Origin of the sequence: Streptomyces sp. LaPpAH-108 (genome assembly GCF_000373625.1) — a bacterium.
GTDB lineage: Bacteria > Actinomycetota > Actinomycetes > Streptomycetales > Streptomycetaceae > Streptomyces.
The window spans coordinates 1-20,313 of sequence record NZ_KB891989.1 but is presented as its reverse complement, the minus strand read 5'-3'; the positions used below and the strand labels follow the sequence as shown (position 1 = coordinate 20,313).

Below are 20,313 nucleotides of genomic sequence, written 5' to 3'. Positions count from 1 at the left end.
GCGCGCGGCCACGCTCCGCGGGCACGACGCGCCGGCCCTACGGGCCGGAAGCCGCCGAGCCGCTACGCGGCTCCCAACTTCCTTGCTCCGCAAGAAAGTTGATGCGACGTCACTCCGTGACGTCGAGGGAATTCGCTCCGCGAATTCCCGAAAAGCAGCAGCTGCGCGGGAGGGACGCTCGCCATTTCGTCAGCTGACACTGTGTCAGTTTCTTTGGGCCAAAAAGCATTTCCAGGGTGGACTTTATGTTCCATGCAATGGAAATATCCTTTCCCTTGATTCAATTCCCGTTGACTGACAATTAACCACTGGGTGCATTTTGAATGCGCAAAAGCATTTCTTGAAATGAAGCTTGTGGATGCCTATGCGACTAAATTTCTGATGCAACGTCAGTTTTATTTTTCACACCGGTAGTTGCACCATCTCGGCTAACTCCCGCATCTCCGAAGTCAGCGTCCGGCGTCTACTCAACACACGGCCCAGTACATCCCGGGCGTACTGCTGGTTCGGGAGCCACTGCGGAGAGCCGGCGCGGATCTTCTGGAAGGTGTCCATGGCTTCTGCGTACTGCCGGAGCTGTGTGTGGGCGTTCGCCACGTCGAGCAAGTGGCGGTTCCGGTTGTTCGAGGTGGGCTTCAGGCTGTTTGCCGGGATGCGTGAGGCGAGGCTGAGCACCTTGTCCGACTGGCCGGCCACCATCGCGTTCTCCGTGCGCTTCAGGGCTACGGTGACTGGTCCGAAGGTTCGTAGGAAGTCGCCTTCGGGGGTGCACTCCTGGCCCAGGGCGACGGCAGCCGAATTGGCGAGCCGTAGAGCGTCTTCGGCCTCGCCGGGGCGGTTGTCGCGGATCGCCGCAGCCGACAGGCGGAGTAGGAGCCAGCCCCAGGTGCTGAGTTCGGATGGCGTGGCGCGAGACATGCGGGGCTCGACTTCGTCGGCCCAGTGCACGGCCAGTTCTCGGGCTTGGGCGAGCTTTCCTCGGCGTAGCAGGAGCCAGCACTGGGTGTTGATGGTCGCGGCGGTTTGTACATGGTCGGTGGCGTCGTCGAGGGCGCGTTCCAGGGCCATTTCGGCTGCGTCGAATTGCCGGGTCTGGGTCATCAGCCAGCCGGTGAGCTCCAGGAGGCGGGCGCGAAGTGGTCGGGCTCGGGGGTCGGTCTCGGTGAGGGTTTCCGTGTCGCGTAGGAGGGGTGGCAGCACTGTTCTGAGGGCGTCGAAGCGGTCCGTGGAGAACAGGGGCGTGGCTGCTTTGAGCGCATCTCGTACGCCGTCGTAGGTGGGTGCTTCTGGGGCAGCGCCGGTGGGGTCGGGCGTGGCTGCGAGGGCGGCGTGTACGGGTGTCCAGCGGTTCACTGTGTCGGCGCTGGCTGGTGCCTCGGTGTGCTGCTCGGTGATGAGTCGGGTGGTGGGGACTTTGAGTGCGTGGGCGAGCTGGCGGGCGGTTTCGAGGCGGGTGTCGTTGCGTTCGCCTTGTTCCAGCTTGCGGATGAGGGAGAGGGAGACGCCTGAGCGTTCGGATAGTTCGCGCTGGCTGAGGCCGCGGCGTTTGCGGGTGTCGCGGAGGCGTTCACCGAGGTTGGCGCTCATGTTTCGAGGGTACGGCGCGCGGCGTTGCGTGGGGCGCCGGTCGATTTGTTTGATCCAGGTGTCGTCGAGGGCGCGGGATTCGCCTTTGGATCAGGCTGGGATCTTGAGGTCGCTTTCCTTTATATGTTGCGCCAGGTCAGGTGTCGGCGGTCTCCAGCGCGTACAGCTCGTAGGGAATGGTTCCTTTATCAGTGTTTCGGTCGGCTGTGCCGACACGGGTGAACCCTGCTTTGAGTAGGACGCGGCCGGAGGCGGGATTGTCGGGGTGGTGCATGGCCTCCAGTCGGTTCAGGTCGGTGGTGGTGAAGGCGACGGAGATGACTTGGTTGGCGGCCAGGGTGGCGTAGCCGTTGCCCCAGCTGTCTTCCCGAAGGATGTAGCTGATGGTGCCCATGGACGGGGTTCGTCGCCGTAGGGAGATGAGGCCGATCAGCTCCTTCTCGGTGGCGATGCCCCAACTCCACTGCGTGCGCGGTTGTTCGGCGGCTCGGGCGAGGGCTGTGCGGATCCTCTCGTGGGCCTGGTCGAGGGTGAGGGGCTTGCCGGTGGTGTGCCGGATGGAGGCCCCGCTGTAGATGCGGGTGAGGGCGGGTGCGTCGTCGAGGGCCAGGGCGCGCAGGGTCACCATGCGGCGGTCAGCTCCTCCGCGGTGGGCCGGTCGGCGGGGTCGGGGGCGAGGCACGCGGTGATGGTGTCCTCGAACTCGGGGAACGGCCATGGCCGGACGTCGCGCAGCGCGGTGGTGGTGCCTTGGGCGATGGTGGCCAGCTTCTCCAGCCGGTCGAGGTCGTCGTCGTAGGCGAGGGGCCGGTGGCCGGTCCAGCACCAGAACAGGGAGGCGCCCAGACTCCAGATGTCGGCGGGCGGCTGAGCGGGGATATGGGTGTCAGCGGGAGTGGAAAGGATCGCGGTGGCGATCTCGGGGGCGGTGGTGTGGGTGAGGGCGCCCCGGTACGGGACGCGGTGGTCGTTGCCGGGGCCGCAGGCGAGGGCATAGTCGATGACGGCGGCGTGGCCATCGTTTGTGACGAGGGTGTTGGTGGGCTGGACGTCGGCATGGGCCCATCCGGCGGCGTGCATGCGGGCAAGGTTTTCCGTCCAGGTGCGGGCGATGCCCGCGAGCCAGGGGCGGACCGAGGCACGGTCTCCTTCCGGGCCGCGGGCGAGGGCGAGTGACCGCCACAGGGGTACGCCGTCGATCCAGTTGACGGCCAGCCACTGGCCACCGTCCCATGTCCCGGCGCTCACCCGGTAGTCGGGGTTGAGGGCGCCTGCGGCTGTGAGGTGGAGGAGGTGATCGTTCTCCTGGGCCATCTCGGCGGCCTTGTCGCGGGCGTCGTCGCCGTCGGGGTTGTTGGCTTTCAGTGCGACGGCGTTCTTGGGGCCTTTGATCTTCCAGGTCCGGGAGCCACGCCGGTCGCTCAGGAGCTGGATCGTGGTGGGTTCGCCGGTGTGTTTGGCGAGGAGGGCGACGGCTTCGTCGGGGGGAGCAGGTGCCTGGCCCATGTGCGGATCTCCTTCCACTCGGTGGGGATGTGTTCGAACACGTCGCGGCCGTCGTCGTCGGCTGCGGCGATCGCGGCGGCCAGGTCGGGGGTCGCGCGCAGGAACTGCGGGTCGCGACGGCGGACGGCGGCTCTCACGGGGAGGAACGAAGCGGGGGCGGCCGGGGTCCGGTGGCCGGCCGTCGTGACTTCCTCTTCTCCCGCGTAGAACTTGCCGAACATCACCCCGACCGGTCCGTACAGGTTCTTCAGGACCCAGTGTGGCCACGCAAGCAGATCGCGGTGTCGGGTTCCGGGCACCTCGCCCACCAGGACGATGTTCTCGCATCGCAGTACGCCGTGCGGTCGGTTCAGCAAGGGCCGAATCCATTCCGCGGCTTGGGCGCCCGCGTGGAAGAGTTCCGCTTCTACTGCTTCGGCGTCGCCGTCGGCGCGGTAGACCGTCCAGTGCGTCAGACCCCGTTGGAGGGACGGGGCGAGGTAGGGGCAGTGGGTGGTCATCTGCCGCGCGTAGTCGTCGATGTCCACGGATCTCGGCTGGGTGGTGCTGGCTTCGACGAGATGCAGCGCTCCGGCGGTGGGCCGGGGCGCTGCGCTGGTGCGGTCGGTGGTCACTGGCGGGCGGTCTCCGGCTGGTCGGGCGCGATGTCGTCGCCGTCGCCGCCGGCGGGGCTGCAGTCCCATTCCGCGACCACGGTGCCGGTTTCCTGGTAGTGGGCGACGGCCTCGTGATCGACGGTGCCGTCGGCGTCGGTGAACCAGATCTCGGGCAGTGGCCCGTACGCCTCTTCGTAGGCGGTGATCCAGGCGATCGGGCCATAGCCGTTGTTCGCGACGTGTCGGATCGGCTGCCCGGCGGTCTCCAGGCACAGGGCCTCGTACTGCGGGGTGTTGAGCAGGTCGTGCCAGGCCGCGTCGATGGCCGGGGAGAACATCTCAGGTGCGGACTGGCCGGTCTTGAAGCGCTGGCCGGTGACGGTCAGGAACCGGCGCAGTTCGGTCGTTGCGGTACTCACGGTGGTGTCCCTCTCGGTGTCGAGTGGTGCTCGCCCGGACCGGGTTGGGCCGGGGTGGTGCCGGTTTGCCGCGCACCCGGAGGAGCTGGTCCCGGCTGGGTGTGCGGTGGTCTCAGGAGGCCGTGAGGGCCTGGGGTGCGACGTCCACGAGGGCGCGGGCGGCACGGTCTCGTTCGTCGGACGTAGACCGCATCCCGAGGGTAGGAGCGGGCGGGATGCGGTAGGACTGACCGTGAGTACGGGTTTCGGTACGCAGGGCGACCGGGGAGCAGGCCGGGTATGGGCAGGCCCAGGCGGACATCAGCGGGGGTGGTGAGCGGATTCGTGCTGCGCTTGGTCCGCGAGTCGATCCCGTGCACTCAGGCCAGCCTGGCGGAGTCCCTGGGCGTGGACGTGGAGACGCTTCAGGGTTGGGAGTCGGGGCGGCGTCCGTTGGCGAACATGCGGGCCGGGGCGTTGCTGGAGCTGCGGAGGCGACTTCCGGTGCTTGGCGCGGATGTGGCGCTGGTGCCGTGGCTGGACGCAGCGATGGACGCAGACCGGGTCATCGCGGCCGCTCTGGACAGCGAGGTGGGCGGGCCGCACCCGCTGGCCGGGTGGGTGCATACCCAGGACACCGCGCACATGCTGGCTTGGGCGCTGAACGGCACCGTCCCGTCTGCGCTCGTCGGGCGATTACCCCGGCCCCGGCGCGGTCCGGGCGCCGTCGCCCCGCAGCTGGCGGCTGCGGACCGGGCGGTGTTCTTCGACCATCTGCGGGGCACGACCGAGGTGGCGGTCCGGCAGGGCGACGGTGGGATGCTGCTGCACCGTCAGGCTCTCTATCTCGCCTCGTACGACCCGGGGCCCGACGCAGCCACATGGACCGCGCAGGCCCTTCACCGGCGCCGTGATGTGGTGGCCCGGCGAGGCTGGTCGCCGCACTGGGCGGAGGCCCGCTCCACTGTCACGGCTCTCGCCCGCCTGGGTGATCCGCAGCCGCTGCTGGACTTCATCGACCGCGCCTTGGCCGACGACGACACCGCAGAAGCCGCGAACTTGAACTACTGGGCGCTGTGGCTGGGGGCGTTGCCGCTGCCGCAGCCCAACGACGCGTTCATGCGGAACCGGGACTTGTCGGGCTGGGATCCGGTGACCCTGCTGCGAGGGCTTGCCCGCAGCCTGCACTTGGCGCCCGGCTTCGTCGACCTGTACGCGCATTCGCTGTGGGCGCTGCTGACCGCGTTCCCGTGGCTGACGCAGGCCGCCGGGCCGCTGGTGGGTCCGCTGCGCGAGCAGGTCGACCAACTCCTGGACGGGGCCGCTCTGTCGGTGAGATCGCGGCGCGAGCTGGCTCACGTCCATTACGTTTTCGATCAGAACCGCTGACGCTGGAGGACCGCATGGCCGACGACATCACCCGGGGCACCGCGAGCTTCATCTCCGAGATGGGCGTGCTCAAGCGCGTCGCACGGACCGGCTGGTGGTTCACCGGCAACAAGCAGCCCGAGTCCGTGGCAGAGCACTCCTTCCGCGTCGGGGTGATCGGCTCGGTGCTCGCCATGATGGAGGGCGCTGATCCGGCCCGGGTCGCGCTGATGTGCTTGTTCCACGACAGCCAGGAGACGCGGGTCGGGGACATCCCGCACATCGGCCGGAGGTACCTCAAGGCCGCCCCGAACGGTGAGGTGACCGCCGATCAGGTCGCCAACGCACACCCGGCTGTCCGCACCGGGGTGCAGAGCGCCGTCGACGAGTACGAGGCCGGCGAGAGTCCGGAGGCGATCGTCGCCCGCGACGCCGACAAGCTGGAGTGCCTCGTGCAGGCGGTGGAGTACCGGGAGCAGGGCTACAGCCTCACCCAGAACTGGATCGACACCAGCCTCGCCTCGCTCAAGACGCCGTCCGCGAAGGCCCTCGCCGACGCCGCGCTGAGTATGGACTCGCTCCAGTGGCAGCAGAACTTCCTGTCCTGACCGGTGCTGTCCCCGGCGGGGCCCTCGGCGTTGCTGGGGGCTTCTGCTGTTCCGCGCGATGGGGTACGAGGCTGTTGAGCGCTGTCAGGAAGTCATGAGCTACGCGGCCTCGGACGTCGCCCCGGGGCCGGAAGCGGATGACGCTGTACCGGGCCGCCGACGCGGCGGACCCATGGACTGCGTGGCCATGTTGATCGCCGTGTACTGCGAGCAGGTCGGTGTGGGCCCGGAGACTCTGAACAGCTGCCTCCAGATCAACCAGCGGATCTGTTCCGCATCTTCGGGTGCGGGTTTCTCAGGCCGCGAATCCGACCGAGGTGACGTATTCGTATTTTCCCCATTGTGAGCCGAGGTTGACGATTTGGTCGATCCAGGCGTCGTCGAGGGCGCGGGGTTCGTTTTTGGACCAGGCGTCGATGATGGCGTCCCAGTTGCGGATGTTGAGTCGGCGGTATTCGAGGACGCGTTGGTGGGGAATGGGGACGTGGCTCTGGTCGAGGGGGTGGATTTCTACGCGGGTGCCGCCGTCGGCGTTGAGGCGCTGGAGGAGGTAGCGGGCGACGTTGCGGCGGCGTAGGGCGCGGTAGGCGTTGTCGATTTTGGTGAGGTTGGCTTTGTTGGGGCGTTGTTTGCCGGCGAGCCAGGCTTTGAGGGTGCGGGGGGTGACGGTGATGCCGGCTTGGTGCATGGCGTCGTGGCCGGCGGTGGAGCGGGTGAGGTAGCGCAGGCGGGCTTTGAGGCCGCGGGTGGTGGTGGCGGGTGAGGTGATGCCGCCGGTGAGGGAGTCGAGTACGCGGGCTGCGGCTTCGCTTCCGCGTTGGCCGTGGGCGCCGTAGTGGCCGAAGTCGTGTGTTCTGTCGGGCATGGGGGGCTCTTAGTGGTGGCCGGTGTCGGTGGCGGCGTATACGTCTTTTACTTTTACTTGTGACACGCCGCGTCCTTCGGTGAATACCTGTCGCCAGTCGCCGGCGATGTGGAGTTCGTCGGTTCCCATGACGCGCATGACGGTCAGTCCGGCGGTGTGTGCTTTATGGGCTTTGAGCCAGAGGTTGACGAATGCCTGTGAGCGGATGATGTGCATCCAGTCCGGGCGGTAGAGGGCCCTGTTGTAGTTCGATTCTCCCATGGTGGACACGAACTTAGAATACATGGATTTCACGTATTCCAGGGTGACTTCGTCTTCGTCGGTGATGGCTTTTTCTCGGGCGTCTCTCAGGGCTTGGCGGAATTTCTCGAAGAGTTGTTCCGTGGCTCCGGAGGTGAAGGATTCGTGGATGACGGGTGGGTCGCAGAGGGGGCCGTACTGGTCGGTGGCGAGGCGTTGGAGGAGGCGGAGGGTGGGTTCGGTGACCCAGACGGGGCCGGGGTCTTCGCGGTTTCCGAGGGGGTTGGGGAGGTAGGGGTGGTGGTCCCATTCGGGTGGGGTGATGAGGTGGATTCCGGCGCGGCGGCGGGAGTGGACGTTTCCGGTGGAGTATTCGAGGGCGCCGAGCGGGAGGTGGGTTTTGAGGGCGGAGAGGTAGGCGCCGTTGATGTCGAGGGCGGTGATGTCGCCGGGGGTGGGGGGTGGGTCTTGGCGGGTCCAGTGGGGGCGGGCTTCCCAGACCTCGTCCGCGCCTTGGGCGGACTTCTTGCGGAGGATGTCGGGGAGCGGGGGGTGGCCGACGATGTCGTAGCGGGCGCCGATGCGGGTGGCGTCGAGGAGGGCCATGGCGTCGGGGATGGCGCGGCGTTGGAGTTCGGCGGTGGCGGCGTGGAGGTCGCCGGCGTGGGTGTCTAGGGCGTTCTGGACGGCTTGGGCGATCAGGTCGGGGGTGCGTGTCTGGGGTTGCTGGGCTCGGCGGCGGGGGGTGGGCTGCCGACGGGTTTCGGGGGTGTGCGCAGGGGCTTCGGGTTGGGGCGCGGGGCGTTGCTCGCGCTGGGACGCGGCGGCTTCGGGGTGGGGTGGGGTGGGGTGGGTGCAGTCGTCGGGGTGGAGGTGTTGGGGGTAGCCCTCGACCTCGTCGGTGGCGGGGGCTCCGCACAGGACGCAGGGCTGGGGGGCGGGCAGAGGTGTGTCTTCGTCCGCTGCGGGGATGTCGGCGTCGGCCTCGGGGTGGGCCGGGGTGGCGTTCTGGGTGCGGAGTTTTTCCTGGGCGCCGTTCAGGAAGTAGGCGTACTTCTCGCGGAGTTCGCCACTGGGGTCGCGTCCGGTTTCCCAGCCGCCGATGGTGGAGGGGCTCACACCGAGAGCCTGGGCGACCTGGGTGCGGGTGAGGTGGAGGGCCTGGCGCAGGGCGCGGCGTTGTTCGGCGGGGGGCAGGTCGGCGGGGGTGCGGGCGTCGGCGAGGAGGGCGTCGATGGCGTTGTAGTCGGTCATCGGGGTGTTCCCTGGGCGGGTGCGGGGGTGCGGCGGCGGTGGGGGGCCAGGGTGTCGCAGGCCTGGGTGGGGCCGGCGAGGAGGTCGAGGACGTCGATGCCGTAGTGGGCGGCGAGGGCTTCGCAGTCGGTCAGGCTCCAGGCGGCGTGGCCGGACTGGCGGCGGCTGATCTGGGTCTGGCTGATGCCCAGGGCGGTGGCGAGGTCGGCCTGGGATTCGCCGGTGATCTGCATGAGGGCGGCTGTGGCTGCTCGTACGCGTTCGCCGAGCGTCATCTTCATGGGGTCATCGTAGAAGATTGGGCTATGCGTTTTAGGCATGGAGGGTGGTGAAAGCGCGTGGCTCTGTGTGTCGGCGTCAGAGGGCTTCGGTCAAGAGGACGAACGGCTGCTCAGGGTGTTCGCCTCCGGACAGTTCCACGCTCGGGCTGCCTCGTTTTGCGGCACTCAGGATCTGTGTAGAAGCATCGGAGTCGGAAGGGCGGCGTGGGGCCGGGTTATGAGGGGCCCTTGAGTCTGATTCCGAGTCGGGAGCCATGCGTAGGGACGGGCCAGCCGACAAGGAAATGGGGCGTTCTTGGGGGTTAGGCACCCGGTCCTGGCCGGTCCTCCGGCACGCGCACGGCCGCCAGTCTGGTGCGCGTGCAGCCGTCCTACGTCACCGGGTCATTGTCAGTGCCAGGGGGCAATATAGGCAGTGGGGGAAGGGAGGATGTGGTGTCGCTACCTCGTTCTGCAAACACACAGAAGACCGTTGCACCGGGCGGGTGCCGCTGGTGTGGAATCGAAGCGCGAGGTCACGGTCGGCAGTATGTTCCCGAGGCTGGCTGGCATGCCTGGGCAGCGCCGACGCTCCAGCAACGCAAGGAGCGCATGCTGACACGGCGTGCGGGCAAGAGTGTCAGACAGTCAGGGCCTGGATCTCACTGAAAACCTTGCGGAGCTGGGGAGGCACCTCGTCCTTGTGCTTCAGCAGTGACACCAAGCCGTACAGCATGTCGGCTTTGCCGTTCGGGCTGGTCTCGACGGCACGCTCCTTGATCATGGTCAGAATGGCGGAGCTGAACTTGGCGTCGCGGTGGGCCGCGAAGTCCTGGGCACTCCATGTCTGGCCCTGGGGGCGCGGCCAATGGGTATTGGCGGTCTGGGCCCACAGGCCATCATCGAAGAGTTCTTCGAGTTCGTTGTAGTTCTCGGCCTCGCCGACGTAGGAGATCTGGGTCCGAAGGTCGAGGCCGATCTTGATGAGCCGGTCTTCTTTGAACTGCTTGTTGGTCCGGCTGTCTGCGTCGACCATGAGGTGGACCGTGCGGCCGTGTTTGACGAGATAGCCGGCCAGGTGGAGGGCTCCCTCATTGTTGCCGCACGCCCACAGGGCGATTCCTGCCGCCTGCAGGGACATGCCTTGGGCGAGCCGGAACAGCAGGGGAACGCACTGCTGCTCGGTGGGGCCCTCCACCGCCAGGAAGCACCGCTCGTGCAGCAGTACCGAGTTCCTGAGGCCCTCTGCGGCCGCGACCTGACCGGGGTGGAGGTCGATGCCGTCGTGGGTGTCGTCCTTGAGCCGCTCGATCTGAGTGCGGCCGGTTGGGCCGAGCTGGAGATGGACGACGTCGGCGATATCGACGCCGTCGATGAGGTTCATCGAGTGGGTCGCGACCACGACAGCGACATGCGGCAGTGAGCACTGCTTGCGGATGATCTCCATCACCGTGCGCTGGTGGCGGTAGTCGAGATGAGTGTCGGGCTCGTCGTAGACGACGATGGTCTGCGTCGGCTCCTGTTCCGCCGGCTCGCCTTCCCCAGCCAGTTCGGCGCTCTCAAGCAGGTTGCTGGTCCACTCCCACACCGCGAGCGCGATACGGCGATTGCTGCCCTGCCCTGAGCGCGACAGGTCGACGGGTTCGCCGTCGGCCTTCGAGACCTCCAGCGGCGCGCGCTTGAAGCCGCCCTTGAACGAGACTTCGGGCTTGACCTCCACCCCGACGAACTCGCGGCAGTGCCGCCGGATGTGCTGGCACAGAGAGTCGGCTTCCTTCTCGAGCCGCTGAGTGATCTCCGCTTCGATCTCCCGGACCTTGCCCTGCAGGTTCTCGTCCTCCAGGTGAGCCTCGTAGCAGCCGTTCAGCGCGGTGCGCACGGCATCGTCGGGACGCTCGTCCTTGCCTCCGAAGGGCAGCAGCCGCGGGAGGCGGGCTTCCAGGCTCTTCGGCAGCGGGAGCCAGTCCTCCACCGTCGGTCCCTGGGCCGCATACTCCTTCAGCGCGGCCAGGAAGTCGTCCTTGCCCGTGCCTGCCGGACTGAGTCCGTACTCGGCGACCAGTTCCCCGAGGGGGGCCTTGAGTATCTGGCCCAGGGAACGCAGACGGCTGTCGGCCGGCTGGTGGCCGAGGTACTCCAGCGAAGCCGGCTGGTTGAGAGGAGAGATACGGCGGATGCGCACCGTCTCAGACAGGCTGTGCTCGGCCTGCTCCACCAGGTCGAGCAGGAAGTCGCCTTCCGCCCACGTCACGGCGCAGCGCTGCCCCTTCATCCCGTCGCCCTGCTCATAGGTGCGGTCCTCGTCGGTCAGTCGATGCTTGCCGAGGAGGAAGGCCAACGCGGTCAGGACTGCGCTCTTGCCGCCGTCGTTGCGTCCCGCCAGGATCGTGGGACTGCTGACCGGGATGTCCTCAACGTGAGCCAGCGAGCGGAAGCCATAAGCGAAGAAGCGAGTGAGCTGCACAGTCGAGTTGCTCCGTATCTCCCCGTTACTCTGCAGGACGGGGTGTGACGTGCGGGTAGCGCGAACGCCTAGGTGATGCATGAGGCTTCGGCGCAGAACGTCATATTCGTGGTCGCTGGTGCGCCAGGCGAGTTCTCTGGGCCCGCTTCCCGCAAACGCCTGCGGGCCTCACCGGCCGCCGAGGCGTCCTACAAGGCCCCACCGCCCCGGATCCGGAAGGCACTGGCCCCAATCAGCCTCTCCTGAACCACAGTGCGAGCTGGCCGCTGTTGGGCGCACGGTGCCACACGAATCGCCTCGCTCCAGGCTGTCCGCTGCGCAGCGGACACCGGGCTGAGCCACGCACGGCGCCTCGTAGCTCGCTCATCGCCACGCTGCCCGTCAACAGTTCGGACGAGATCCCCCCATAGCCGGCCGAAAGCCGGGCAACGCGACAGCGAGGGCCGGACAAGATGATGAACCCCCGGGACCACGAGCCGCTGCAATTGACGCACGCGCTGCATACGGTCAGCTGTATAACCTGGTGTCGAGCGCGACAAGTTGCTGGCCGACTCCGGCCACGATGGTGGTGGATGCGGGCCCGTTAATCAGCCGACACGCCTGTGACAAGGCACGCTCGGCGACGGGGACCTTGATAATCCAGTACGTGGCTGGCGAGTTGGCAGGTATCACGTCCCGATAATGAGGTGATTCCGCAGTGCTGATGCCGCAGTTCCTGATCGTCGACGGCCCTTCCCCAGTCTCGGCAGCAGCCTAAGGACCAGCGGGTCGGAAATGGCAGGTCATCATCGTGCGCGCCGACCGGTCCGGCCTTCCCGGGCCGGTCGCTCTTGAGATTCACACCAGATTCGCGGACGGCGCATACCCGGTCCGCCACGGGCGGCGTAACCCCGGTCGCTAACCCCGTCCTTGATCTCCGCACGTGGGATTGTCAGTGGCCGGCGTTAGGCTCGGGAGTTCGATGTGGAGGGGGTTTAGGTGACGTACGGTCGCTTGTCGCCGGAAGTGCCGCTGGGGCCTTTCGCGACGTCACGCATCACAGTCTGGTCGACACCAGGCAGCAAGGCCAAGCTGCACGCCTCGGAACACTGTTCCCGTATCCGGTCGGGCACCCTGACCGCTTCGGAGTTGCCGCTCAGCACGGTGGTTGAGCGGATGTGCCCACAGTGCGCCGAGTTCGGCCGGTGGGCCCGGCCGGGGACAGGGCTGGGAATCTTCCTTGAAGCGCTGACCGGGCTGGGACTGCTGCACGAACTGGGCCGCTACGCCGGGCCGGACGAGGACACGCGCACCGACGAGGAGGTCCGGCAGACAGCAACCCTGCTGAACCGCCCCTCTCGGAACATGCCGGAGGATGATCCCGACGGGTCGGCCGAAGAGACTGAAGATGAAGACGACTGGCGCCAGATGCGGGAGGCCCGCGACGAGCGGACTCTCATCTTCGGGCAATGGCGTGAGGCAGCAGCCAGTCTCCACCGGGCATTCGGGTTGCTGGCCCCTTTTCCGTGGCTGAAGCCGTGGGCCGGCCCGCTCCTGGGACAGAAGGCTTCCTACATCGCGTCGCTGCAGCAGCAGGCGGGGCAGTTGGTCCGCCAGGACGCGCTGGTGGTGGCGGCGTGTGCGGGAGCCATGGACACTCCGGACCTGCTGCCGGAGGACCCGGCGCTCGCCGCACTCGGCCCTCCCGCCAAGGTGGCATCGGACCTGGCCTCACTGTGGGAACGATGGAGTGGGCGCGCCGCCGGCAGTTGGGAACATCCCCGGGAGCAGGACTACGTTGCCCACTACCTCACGGACGGGATGCGGGGGCGGCGCAAGGGCCGGGACGCGGTACTCGGACACGGAAAGCAGTTGGTGTCTGCGTGGACGGCCGAGGCCGAGGCCGCGGCGTCCGGTCCGTGGGAAGAGCGGATCCTGGTCGCCCGTCTGCCTGAACGGTTCGCGCTGCGCCGGAGCGACCGTGACGAGTCATACCGTGACGAGTCATACCGTCACGAGCTCAGCGAGTGGGAGCTGGGGGTGCTCGTCTGCTGGGGCGTGGAGGCGGACTGGGAACGGCTGACGGTCACGCTGCGGGTGCCCGGACCTGTCGCGGTTCGCCTTCTGTCGCCCGGTTCGAACCTGTCCTGTCGCACACCCGAGGAAGCCGCAGCCGAGCCCGCAGCGGTCCCGGAGCAGTTGGTGGAGTCGGGGGTGTTCGATGACGGGCCGGTCGGGGAGCGGCGGCCGGTCACCGCGGGACACCTCCGGGCGTTGCGCACCATCTCCCGGGAGGCCGATCAGCTCTACCTCGTGCTCTCCACCGCGAACGGACCGGAGGTCATTCCTCTGTCGGTGCTGGAGCAGCGGGTGGAAGCGGGGGGCCGGTACATCATCGTCGCGGCGGCCGGCGACCTGCCGGAGGGGATCCTGCCGGAGTGGCGCGAGCAGGCGGCGGAGGCGGACTCCCCGGAGGGCGGCTCGGTCTGGCCGCCGCGCATCCATGATTCCAAGGACCCTGACTTCGCGCGCCACCTGAGCGCGGCGGAAGGGGAGCAGGTGGTGGCGCGGCTCATGCGCGCAAGCCGCTGGCAGGCCGGTGCGGCCCTGCGGTCGCTGTCTCTCGCTCGCGGGGTGACGGATCTGCGGGTGTTCGAAGGCACCTATGACGAGCGCGGCCGTCGTCGTGGCGTGTTCCCGTACGACGTGTGGCATGGCCTGCTGGCCATGGAGACATTGGATCTGGCGCCTTTCAGGCCGGTTTCCGAGGACAGGTTCCGCGGCGGGTCCGGTCTGCCGCTGGGGGTCCTGGCACGGGTGCAGCTGTATACGACGGACGCTGCCGGGCGGTATCAGGGCAGGGCGCACTCCCCCGGCTGTGCGCACCAGCGTGGCGACCGGGGTCTGACCCGGGACTACGACCTGGTGACCGTCGAAGAGATGGTGCGCGCCGAGGGCTTCGATCCGTGCGGCAAGTGCGGCGGGTACGCGACCCGCCGCCTGACCGAGGCGCAGGTCGCCTATTACCGTGCGGCGCACCGGGTGCACGAAATCGCCGACCGCGTGCGCTGGGCTGCGGAGAACCGGGAATGGGCCGGGGACCGCACCTCGCTCGTGGCCGAGGTGAAGACGTGGAGCGACCAGGATGCGGTGGATGAGTGGTTCGAGACAGAAGAACAGGTGAGGCGGTGGCATCAGGTGATGCGTGAGCTGTCCCGGACCGCACGACAGTTGCAGTAACCCGTCACTGTCCCTTTGCCGACGGCAGGCTCCGGAAGCGCCCTGATGACCGCCGTGACAGCAGTGCAGATCCGGGGAGGCATGCCGAGTCGCCGCCCTGCAGTCCAGGAACGGGCGTGGGTGTGACCGGTCGTGGTGGGCGAAGGTCTTGGTCCACCACGTCTCGGCCTGGTCGAGGTCGGTCAGGCGTCCCTGGACGGCTTCGGCGAGGCCGTGGTCAGGCAAGTGTTCGCGAATGCGTGAGGTGACGGTGCGGTACCCGGCGGCCAGGCGTGCCTGTCGCTTGGGCCGCTGGGTGGGGCCGGTCAGCAGGTAGGCCCAGCCTTCGCGTTCGGCGCCGATACGGCCGGCGCGGCCACCTTCCGTCAGCGCTGGTAGTGCTCGGTGGTGTACCAGGCGCGTACGGAGCGCCGCTTACCCCCGATCCGGTGCGGCGCGGGTGGGTGACCCGGCGGGTCGCGCTGGTGCACCGGCGTACGGGATGCGGGCGGGTGGCCCGGTGGTCACGGCGGAGACGTGGCGTACTGCGTCGCGCAGTACGGACACGGTGTGCGGTGAGGGGTGACGTTGCCATCGACGGTGCAGGCGTGGGTTCGCACCGCGAATGAGGGCGCCCGAGCAGGCGCCAGGGCTGCCATGAGCAGCGCCGCCACCCCGCTGGTACTACATGGCTGCGGCACTCTTTCCGCGCCGCACAAGGCCGCTTACCGTCACTTGCATGGCCAACGGGGTGTTTCACACCAGGTACGGCATAGAGATCAACCTGACGTACGAAGACCTCGGCAACCCGGGCTACGACGGACTGCTGGAGGAGATCACCCGGCCCGTCGGTCAGCGGCCCCGGGACCTGTTGCAGTGTCTGACGGACTACAGGGGCGGGCAGTGCCGGTGCGCTCTGGACGGCAAGTCGCCGTGGATGTTCGTCCGGCGCCGGCGCCGTGCGGGCAAGGTGATGTGGGGAGCGGCGCACCTGCCACTCACCCACGTCGCCACACCGCAGGAAAGTGACAAGCACAAGGCCATGAAGGAGCGGATCGCCCGCACCGCATCACGCCACGGGCTGGACGTGCGGACCGAGGCACGGTCCGAGGACGGGCGGGTTGTCACCGATGTGCTGGTGACCGGAGCCGGTGCACGCGTGGGATGGGAGGCTCAGTACTCCCGCATCACCGCCAGTACCGTGCGCCGGCGGTCCGCCAGGGCCCGCGAGCGCGGCATCGCGCCTTTGTGGGTGACTGCGGACGCCACCTCCGCCTTGATAGACCGGGCCCCCTGGGCCCGTGTCGATGATGTGCCCTGGCAGCGCATCATCTCCCCGCTCGCCCTGATCATCCGTGGCGGTGTCCGCCACCTGCAGATCTGGAAATGCGCCCCCACCGCCGAGCGGTCCTGCCCCGAAAACGGCAGCGCCTGCGGAAAGTGGCACAGCGGCTGGTTCCTGCCCGCCCTGTGCATCCCGCAGGAACGCGCCACCCCGCTCGACGAACTCGTCGTCACCAGCGCCGACGGCGAACACCTGCCCGTACGCTCCCGCGACCGGCACGGCTCCCGCCGCGCCTCCTACCTGTGGGCCCTGGCCCGCGACGTCAAGCGCTGGCACGAGATCACGGGCGAAACCAGCGCCCCGCCTGAAGCCGACCCAGCCGATGACGAACCGGTCACCTACAGCGAACAAGAACTCGACAGCTCCTGCCGCTACGGCGCAGAAGGCCCCCACACCAGCAGTCCACGCCCCCGACGACACCCTGCTCCAACCCACCAGACCCATCGCCCTGCGTCTGTCCCCCCGCGAACGCCTCGCCATCGCAGCAGCCCTGGCGTGCCCGCCCTGGGAAATCGGCCCCTGCATGCTCTGCGCCACCCCCATCCACCGCTACGGTCCCCGAAGCCCCAAAGCATGCCCCGCCTGCCGCCTCACCGCCCGGCAGACGTAAGGTCCGCGCCCCATGCCAACCATCACCAAACCTGATCACCAGTCACCCCAATCCCTGCTGATGCCGGGTGACGTCGTACGCCCGGCCGCGCGTGGCGACGGTGGAGCGCAGCGCCGACGGGGACGGCCCGCTCGTACTGCAACGGCACGCGGGGTATCTCCCGCTCCCTCAGCTCCGGGCCCGGCGGCAGGGGGCGCGGCGCGCGCGTCCGGGTCGGCCGAGGCGTCCTCGCGGTCTTCACCGCTCCCGAGGACCGAAGTCCACCACCGTGCAGCACGAACCGGGCCGGCGCACAGCAGGTCCGGCCCCTGGCCTCAGCGCATCCAGTGGCCGCCGGTGCTCCATCCCGTAAAGCGCCGGGCGCGGCCGGCGTCCGCTGTTCCGTCGGTGTCGAAGGCGGCGCCCTCGGCGGTCAGGGTCAGGCCCTTGAGGGCGGGGGCCAGGCGGGTCGCGACGTGGGCGGGGTGGCGGGCCGTCTCCTCGGCAAGGCCCGCGAGGAGGCGCCGCTGCTCGGCCGGGGGGGCACAGGGACAGGTGGAACAGCATCTGGCGCCACGCGTACGCGGCGTCCTTGATGGCGCCCAGGGGGCGCGGGTGGTGGTGCACGCGGGCGGTCAGGCAGCATACGGTCGTAAAGCAGCGGTGTGCGAGGGCGGCCCAGCCGGGGTGCGGGGCGATGCCCACGCGGTGGACCAGTGTCGCCAGGTTGTGCGTGGTCAGGATCTGGGCCTGCTCGATCACCATGCCGTTCGCCGCGACCGACCAGGGCCGCTGTGCTGTCCCGGCCCGCTCGGTGCACAGCCGTGCGAAGCCGGGAGAGGTGCGGGCGCCGTGGGAGCGGGCCGGGGCCGTGCTGTTCTCGATGACCGCGAGGTTGCGGATCGCCGCGTAGTCGATGCCGTAGTAGCGCTCGTACAGTGTGCCGCCGAGCAGTTCGCCCGCGACCTGTGCCGCCTTGAGGAACTTCGGGCTGAACGTTCCCGTGAAGAGGTCGGCGGCCAGCTCCTCCGTGAACGGGGCACCCAGCTCGCAGTGGCGTTCGAGGACGCTGAGCTCGCGGACCAGCGCGTTGGGCAGGATTGTGCCGGGGAAGGCCTGCACGGCCAGTTCGCCCAGCTGCCGCAGCACGCCGAGCGCGCCCTCGCCGTCAAGTGTGCCCGCCGTGGCGGAGCGCTGCGGTGACACGGCCCGTACCCAGGGCAGTTCCTCGATGCGTACCTGGCGTTCCAGGTTGAGCAGGAGCAGCGAGCGGCGGTTTGCGAACGCCCGGTGGTTCGCGGTCATCAGCGTCCGCAGCGTCCGGTCGGCGTACGCCTGTGCGGTGGTGGCGGCGACCAGCTGCGGCACCAGCTCGGCCAGGACCTCGGCGGAGGGGACGATGCCCCGCTCCACGAGGGTGGTGAGCGGTGCGCTCAGCGCGGACCCGACCACGCGGCGGATCGGGGCCGGTACGGCCGCTCCGGCGGGCAGCCCGGATGCGCGGCTCTCCTCCTCGGTCACTGCGGCCATAAGCGGGCCGGGATCGTGGATGCCTCTCTCCTGCGGCAGTCCGGCGAGGCGGCGCAGTACCAGTTGGGCCAGGGCGTGGTGGGAGGGGAGCGCCGCTTGCTCGCTCTGGCGCCGGCGCAGGGCGGTGTGCGCGGCGGAGCCCGGCAGGCCGCGTCGGCGCACCATGGAGGCCACCGCGTGCCGCAGCAGCCCGAGCCGACGGGCGTCCAGGGTCCGTCCGGCGACGGTCTCCTCGAGCGCGCCGCGCAGAATGCCCAGGTTCTCCTTGGGGTCGCGGTGCTTGGTGCAGCGGGTGTGTTCTGCGGCGAGCCGCCGGTACCGGCTGAGCAGGGCCTCGCCGCGCGCCAGCCAGGCGGTGTCCGGGACGCGGGCGAGGACGCGGCCGTCCCGTGTCGTTCGCAGCCAGTGGGCGAGCAGTTCGTCGCCGAAGGGCTGCCACACCGTGAGCGCCTCGCGCTGGGCCTCGACGGCCGTGTGGGGGCGCCGCCGTTCCAGGGCGGCGACGGCGCCGGAGACGGTGCGCCGGTGGACGGCCGCGGTGGCGTCCGGCGCGGGACCGGCCGCCGGGCGGGGCAGGAACCTGAGCCGGGCGGCGAACGGCTGAAGTTCCGCCACCAGGTCGAGCGCCGCGCCGGTCTGGCCGTGCCGTACCAGCCAGGCCACGGTGAGTAGCGCGGCCTCCTCGGGTACGCCGATCTCGTAGTCGCCGCTGTCCAACCGGGCCCACAGCCGGGCGAGTCCGGGCTCGGTGAGGCAGTGCGCGAACAGCGCATGCCGTTCGGCCGCCACTCCGAGGCTGCGGGCCGCCTCGATCTCGTGGGCCTGGAGCGGTCCGCCCGCGCTCGCGGCGCCGGTGGCGAAGCCGCCCTGCACCACCTGCGGCGTCACCCAGGCCGGAAGGCCGGCCACGGGCGTACGTGTACCGACGGCCAGCCTGCCCGCGGCCATTCCCGTAAGAACCTGGCGCCAGCACTGCCCGCGCGCCTCGGCGCGGCGCCGTGTGGCGGGATCCTGGTGGGTCAGCGCGGTCGTGAAGGCCTTGGCCAGCTGGGCCTGCGGAAAGGACGGGGCCACGACGGGGGACTGCTGCTGCTCGTTGTCGTTCATAAGCCGGCGTGGCAGGTTCCGCCCCTGCGCCCTCCGGGTGAAGAGCCCGGTGCTCTCCTGATCTGAGCTACACGCCGATGACGGCTGACGATAGACACCGGCATGATCGGCGTACAAGCGGATTTTCTGGTGGCTTGCCGGGCGCGGGGCGGGCGGAGCGGCGGTGGCAGTGGCAGTGGCGGGCGGCGTTCCGGCGGCGGATGGCCGGCGGCATCGGCCAGCTCACCCGCCGGTGCCCGCCCCGGCCTGGGAGCTGGCTGGAACATGGTCGAAGCCGTCCGGGGATTCCGTCCGCCCGACCGCTACAAGCAATTCGCGATCCTCTACGGCCCCGGGGCCGTCTCAGGATCCATCCGCACTTCACCCGTGGCGTCACCAGAAGCCGTCCAGCGGCTCTTTCCGGGCGCGCGGGGCCAGGACCGCAACTCCCCCACGAGCCCACCGGAGGGCCAGCCGGAGGGCTGAGTCCCAGGGGGAGGCGGCCGGGAGGGCGGGGCGGCCTGCCGCATCATCCGGGGGGAGCTGTGATGTGACGGGACGTCAAGCCGGGGACTTGTGAAGCGGAGCCGGGGGCGTGAGGGTGCGGAGCCCCATGCCGGCCTCGTGACGAGGGCAGTACGCGTCCGGCCCGGGATCCTCGCGTATACCACCGGAGCACGGTCCGAAGCCGTCGAAACCCCGCAGAGTGACAGGTCTCGGCGGGGGCGTCACCGGCGTTGGACCGTAGGGCGGAGGCGGGCACAGCCCTGAGTGGGTCCGCGCGCCCGGTCGTGCCCGGCCCGCTGACGGGGGCGGCTGCGGCCAGGTCGTCGCGCTCGCCTTCGGCTGTCTCCAGCGACTGTCCTCATGAGCGCCACTAGAACGCGGAGGCGAGGGAACCAGGTAGAGCACAGAGCCGGGGGCGCGGAGGCGGAGGACGGCGTCCGTTTCGCGTGCGGCGGCGCGGGCGCACGGCCTCGGGTCCTCGGTGGGCCGGTGATGAGGGCCTGGTCCCGACGGCGAGGAGTTCCTGACCCAGGATGCCAGCCCGATGGGCCCGCGCCGCGCCGGGCGCAGGGGTGGTGGAACGGCAGTGGGCCCCGACCGGATCCGGTCGGGGCCCACTGCGGGCGCGCGGGTGAGATACGCGGGGGGGGCGGGGGTGCGCTGCTGCGGTCAGTAGGCGGAGTTGACGTTGTCGATCGAGCCGTAGCGGTGGGCCGCGTAGTTGGCGGCCGCGGTGATGTTCGCCACCGGGTCGGTCACGCTGTGGGCGGTGCCGGCCACGTGGTAGGCGTTGAACGTCGGGTCGATCACCTGCAGCAGGCCCTTCGAGGGGATGCCGTTGCGCGCGTTGACGTCCCAGTTGTTCTGCGCGTTGGGGTTGCCGCCGGACTCGCGCATGATGTTGCGCTTCAG

Annotated in this window: 14 protein-coding genes, 1 tRNA gene and 1 pseudogene; 4 read left to right on the top strand and 12 right to left on the bottom strand. The window is 69.2% G+C overall.

What is annotated here, in order from left to right; translation table 11 throughout:
* Nucleotides 1-402: 402 nt before the first annotated feature.
* The 5 genes from B079_RS0111305 to B079_RS0111285 all read right to left on the bottom strand — a co-directional run bounded on the left by B079_RS0111305 (nucleotide 403) and on the right by B079_RS0111285 (nucleotide 4,108).
* Nucleotides 403-1,587, bottom strand: coding sequence for a helix-turn-helix domain-containing protein (locus B079_RS0111305; RefSeq protein WP_018545911.1), 1,185 nt, complete (start codon nucleotides 1,585-1,587; stop codon nucleotides 403-405).
* 136 nt (nucleotides 1,588-1,723) lie between these two features.
* The gene (locus B079_RS0111300; RefSeq protein WP_018545910.1) at nucleotides 1,724-2,215 is read right to left on the bottom strand and encodes a GNAT family N-acetyltransferase; all 492 of its coding nucleotides are present in this window, start codon (nucleotides 2,213-2,215) and stop codon (nucleotides 1,724-1,726) included.
* Nucleotides 2,209-3,093, bottom strand: a complete 885-nt coding sequence (locus B079_RS0111295; protein ID WP_018545909.1) for a protein kinase domain-containing protein — start codon at nucleotides 3,091-3,093, stop codon at nucleotides 2,209-2,211. The genes B079_RS0111300 and B079_RS0111295 overlap by 7 nt, the downstream gene beginning before the upstream one ends.
* Entirely contained in the window at nucleotides 3,009-3,707 is a 699-nt protein-coding gene (locus B079_RS0111290) for a DUF6875 domain-containing protein (RefSeq protein ID WP_018545908.1), read from the bottom strand. Before B079_RS0111290 ends, B079_RS0111295 begins: the two co-directional genes overlap by 85 nt.
* Nucleotides 3,704-4,108: a hypothetical protein gene (locus tag B079_RS0111285; protein WP_018545907.1), complete on the bottom strand. Its 405-nt coding sequence runs from the start codon at nucleotides 4,106-4,108 to the stop codon at nucleotides 3,704-3,706. The genes B079_RS0111290 and B079_RS0111285 overlap by 4 nt, the downstream gene beginning before the upstream one ends.
* Nucleotides 4,109-4,495: 387 nt before the next feature.
* Here B079_RS0111285 and B079_RS0111280 point away from each other — a divergent pair, with 387 nt between their 5' ends.
* Nucleotides 4,496-5,476: an XRE family transcriptional regulator gene (locus tag B079_RS0111280; RefSeq protein ID WP_234016778.1), complete on the top strand. Its 981-nt coding sequence runs from the start codon at nucleotides 4,496-4,498 to the stop codon at nucleotides 5,474-5,476.
* Between the two features lie 14 nt (nucleotides 5,477-5,490).
* Complete coding sequence (locus B079_RS0111275) at nucleotides 5,491-6,063, top strand: HD domain-containing protein (RefSeq protein ID WP_018545905.1); 573 nt, start codon at nucleotides 5,491-5,493, stop codon at nucleotides 6,061-6,063.
* A gap of 295 nt (nucleotides 6,064-6,358) precedes the next feature.
* Here the strand turns inward: B079_RS0111275 and B079_RS0111270 are convergent, their stop codons facing one another.
* From B079_RS0111270 to B079_RS0111255, 4 genes are all read right to left on the bottom strand, one after another.
* Nucleotides 6,359-6,928, bottom strand: coding sequence for a hypothetical protein (locus tag B079_RS0111270; RefSeq protein ID WP_018545904.1), 570 nt, complete (start codon nucleotides 6,926-6,928; stop codon nucleotides 6,359-6,361).
* A 9-nt stretch (nucleotides 6,929-6,937) separates the two neighbouring features.
* Nucleotides 6,938-8,422 carry a helix-turn-helix domain-containing protein gene (locus B079_RS0111265; RefSeq protein ID WP_018545903.1) on the bottom strand — a complete coding sequence of 495 codons (1,485 nt, stop codon included), beginning with the start codon at nucleotides 8,420-8,422 and terminating at the stop codon, nucleotides 6,938-6,940.
* Nucleotides 8,419-8,703: a helix-turn-helix transcriptional regulator gene (locus B079_RS0111260; protein ID WP_018545902.1), complete on the bottom strand. Its 285-nt coding sequence runs from the start codon at nucleotides 8,701-8,703 to the stop codon at nucleotides 8,419-8,421. The genes B079_RS0111265 and B079_RS0111260 overlap by 4 nt, the downstream gene beginning before the upstream one ends.
* A 619-nt stretch (nucleotides 8,704-9,322) precedes the next feature.
* Nucleotides 9,323-11,146, bottom strand: coding sequence for an ATP-dependent nuclease (locus tag B079_RS0111255; protein WP_018545901.1), 1,824 nt, complete (start codon nucleotides 11,144-11,146; stop codon nucleotides 9,323-9,325).
* A 978-nt stretch (nucleotides 11,147-12,124) separates the two neighbouring features.
* Here B079_RS0111255 and B079_RS0111250 point away from each other — a divergent pair.
* Both B079_RS0111250 and B079_RS35160 read left to right on the top strand, forming a co-directional pair.
* The gene (locus B079_RS0111250; RefSeq protein ID WP_018545900.1) at nucleotides 12,125-14,365 is read left to right on the top strand and encodes a hypothetical protein; all 2,241 of its coding nucleotides are present in this window, start codon (nucleotides 12,125-12,127) and stop codon (nucleotides 14,363-14,365) included.
* A 718-nt stretch (nucleotides 14,366-15,083) separates the two neighbouring features.
* Nucleotides 15,084-16,334: a hypothetical protein gene (locus B079_RS35160; RefSeq protein ID WP_158684960.1), complete on the top strand. Its 1,251-nt coding sequence runs from the start codon at nucleotides 15,084-15,086 to the stop codon at nucleotides 16,332-16,334.
* 279 nt (nucleotides 16,335-16,613) lie between these two features.
* On the opposite strand, the pseudogene B079_RS31690 reads toward B079_RS35160, so the two are convergent.
* From B079_RS31690 to B079_RS0111230, 3 genes and pseudogenes are all read right to left on the bottom strand, one after another.
* Nucleotides 16,614-18,915, bottom strand: a pseudogene (locus B079_RS31690) (hypothetical protein).
* A 3-nt stretch (nucleotides 18,916-18,918) separates the two neighbouring features.
* A tRNA-Lys gene (locus tag B079_RS0111235) sits at nucleotides 18,919-18,992 on the bottom strand.
* A gap of 1,078 nt (nucleotides 18,993-20,070) precedes the next feature.
* Nucleotides 20,071-20,313, bottom strand: a 243-nt coding sequence (locus tag B079_RS0111230; RefSeq protein WP_018545898.1) for a transglycosylase SLT domain-containing protein, incomplete at its 5' end; no start/stop codon positions are given.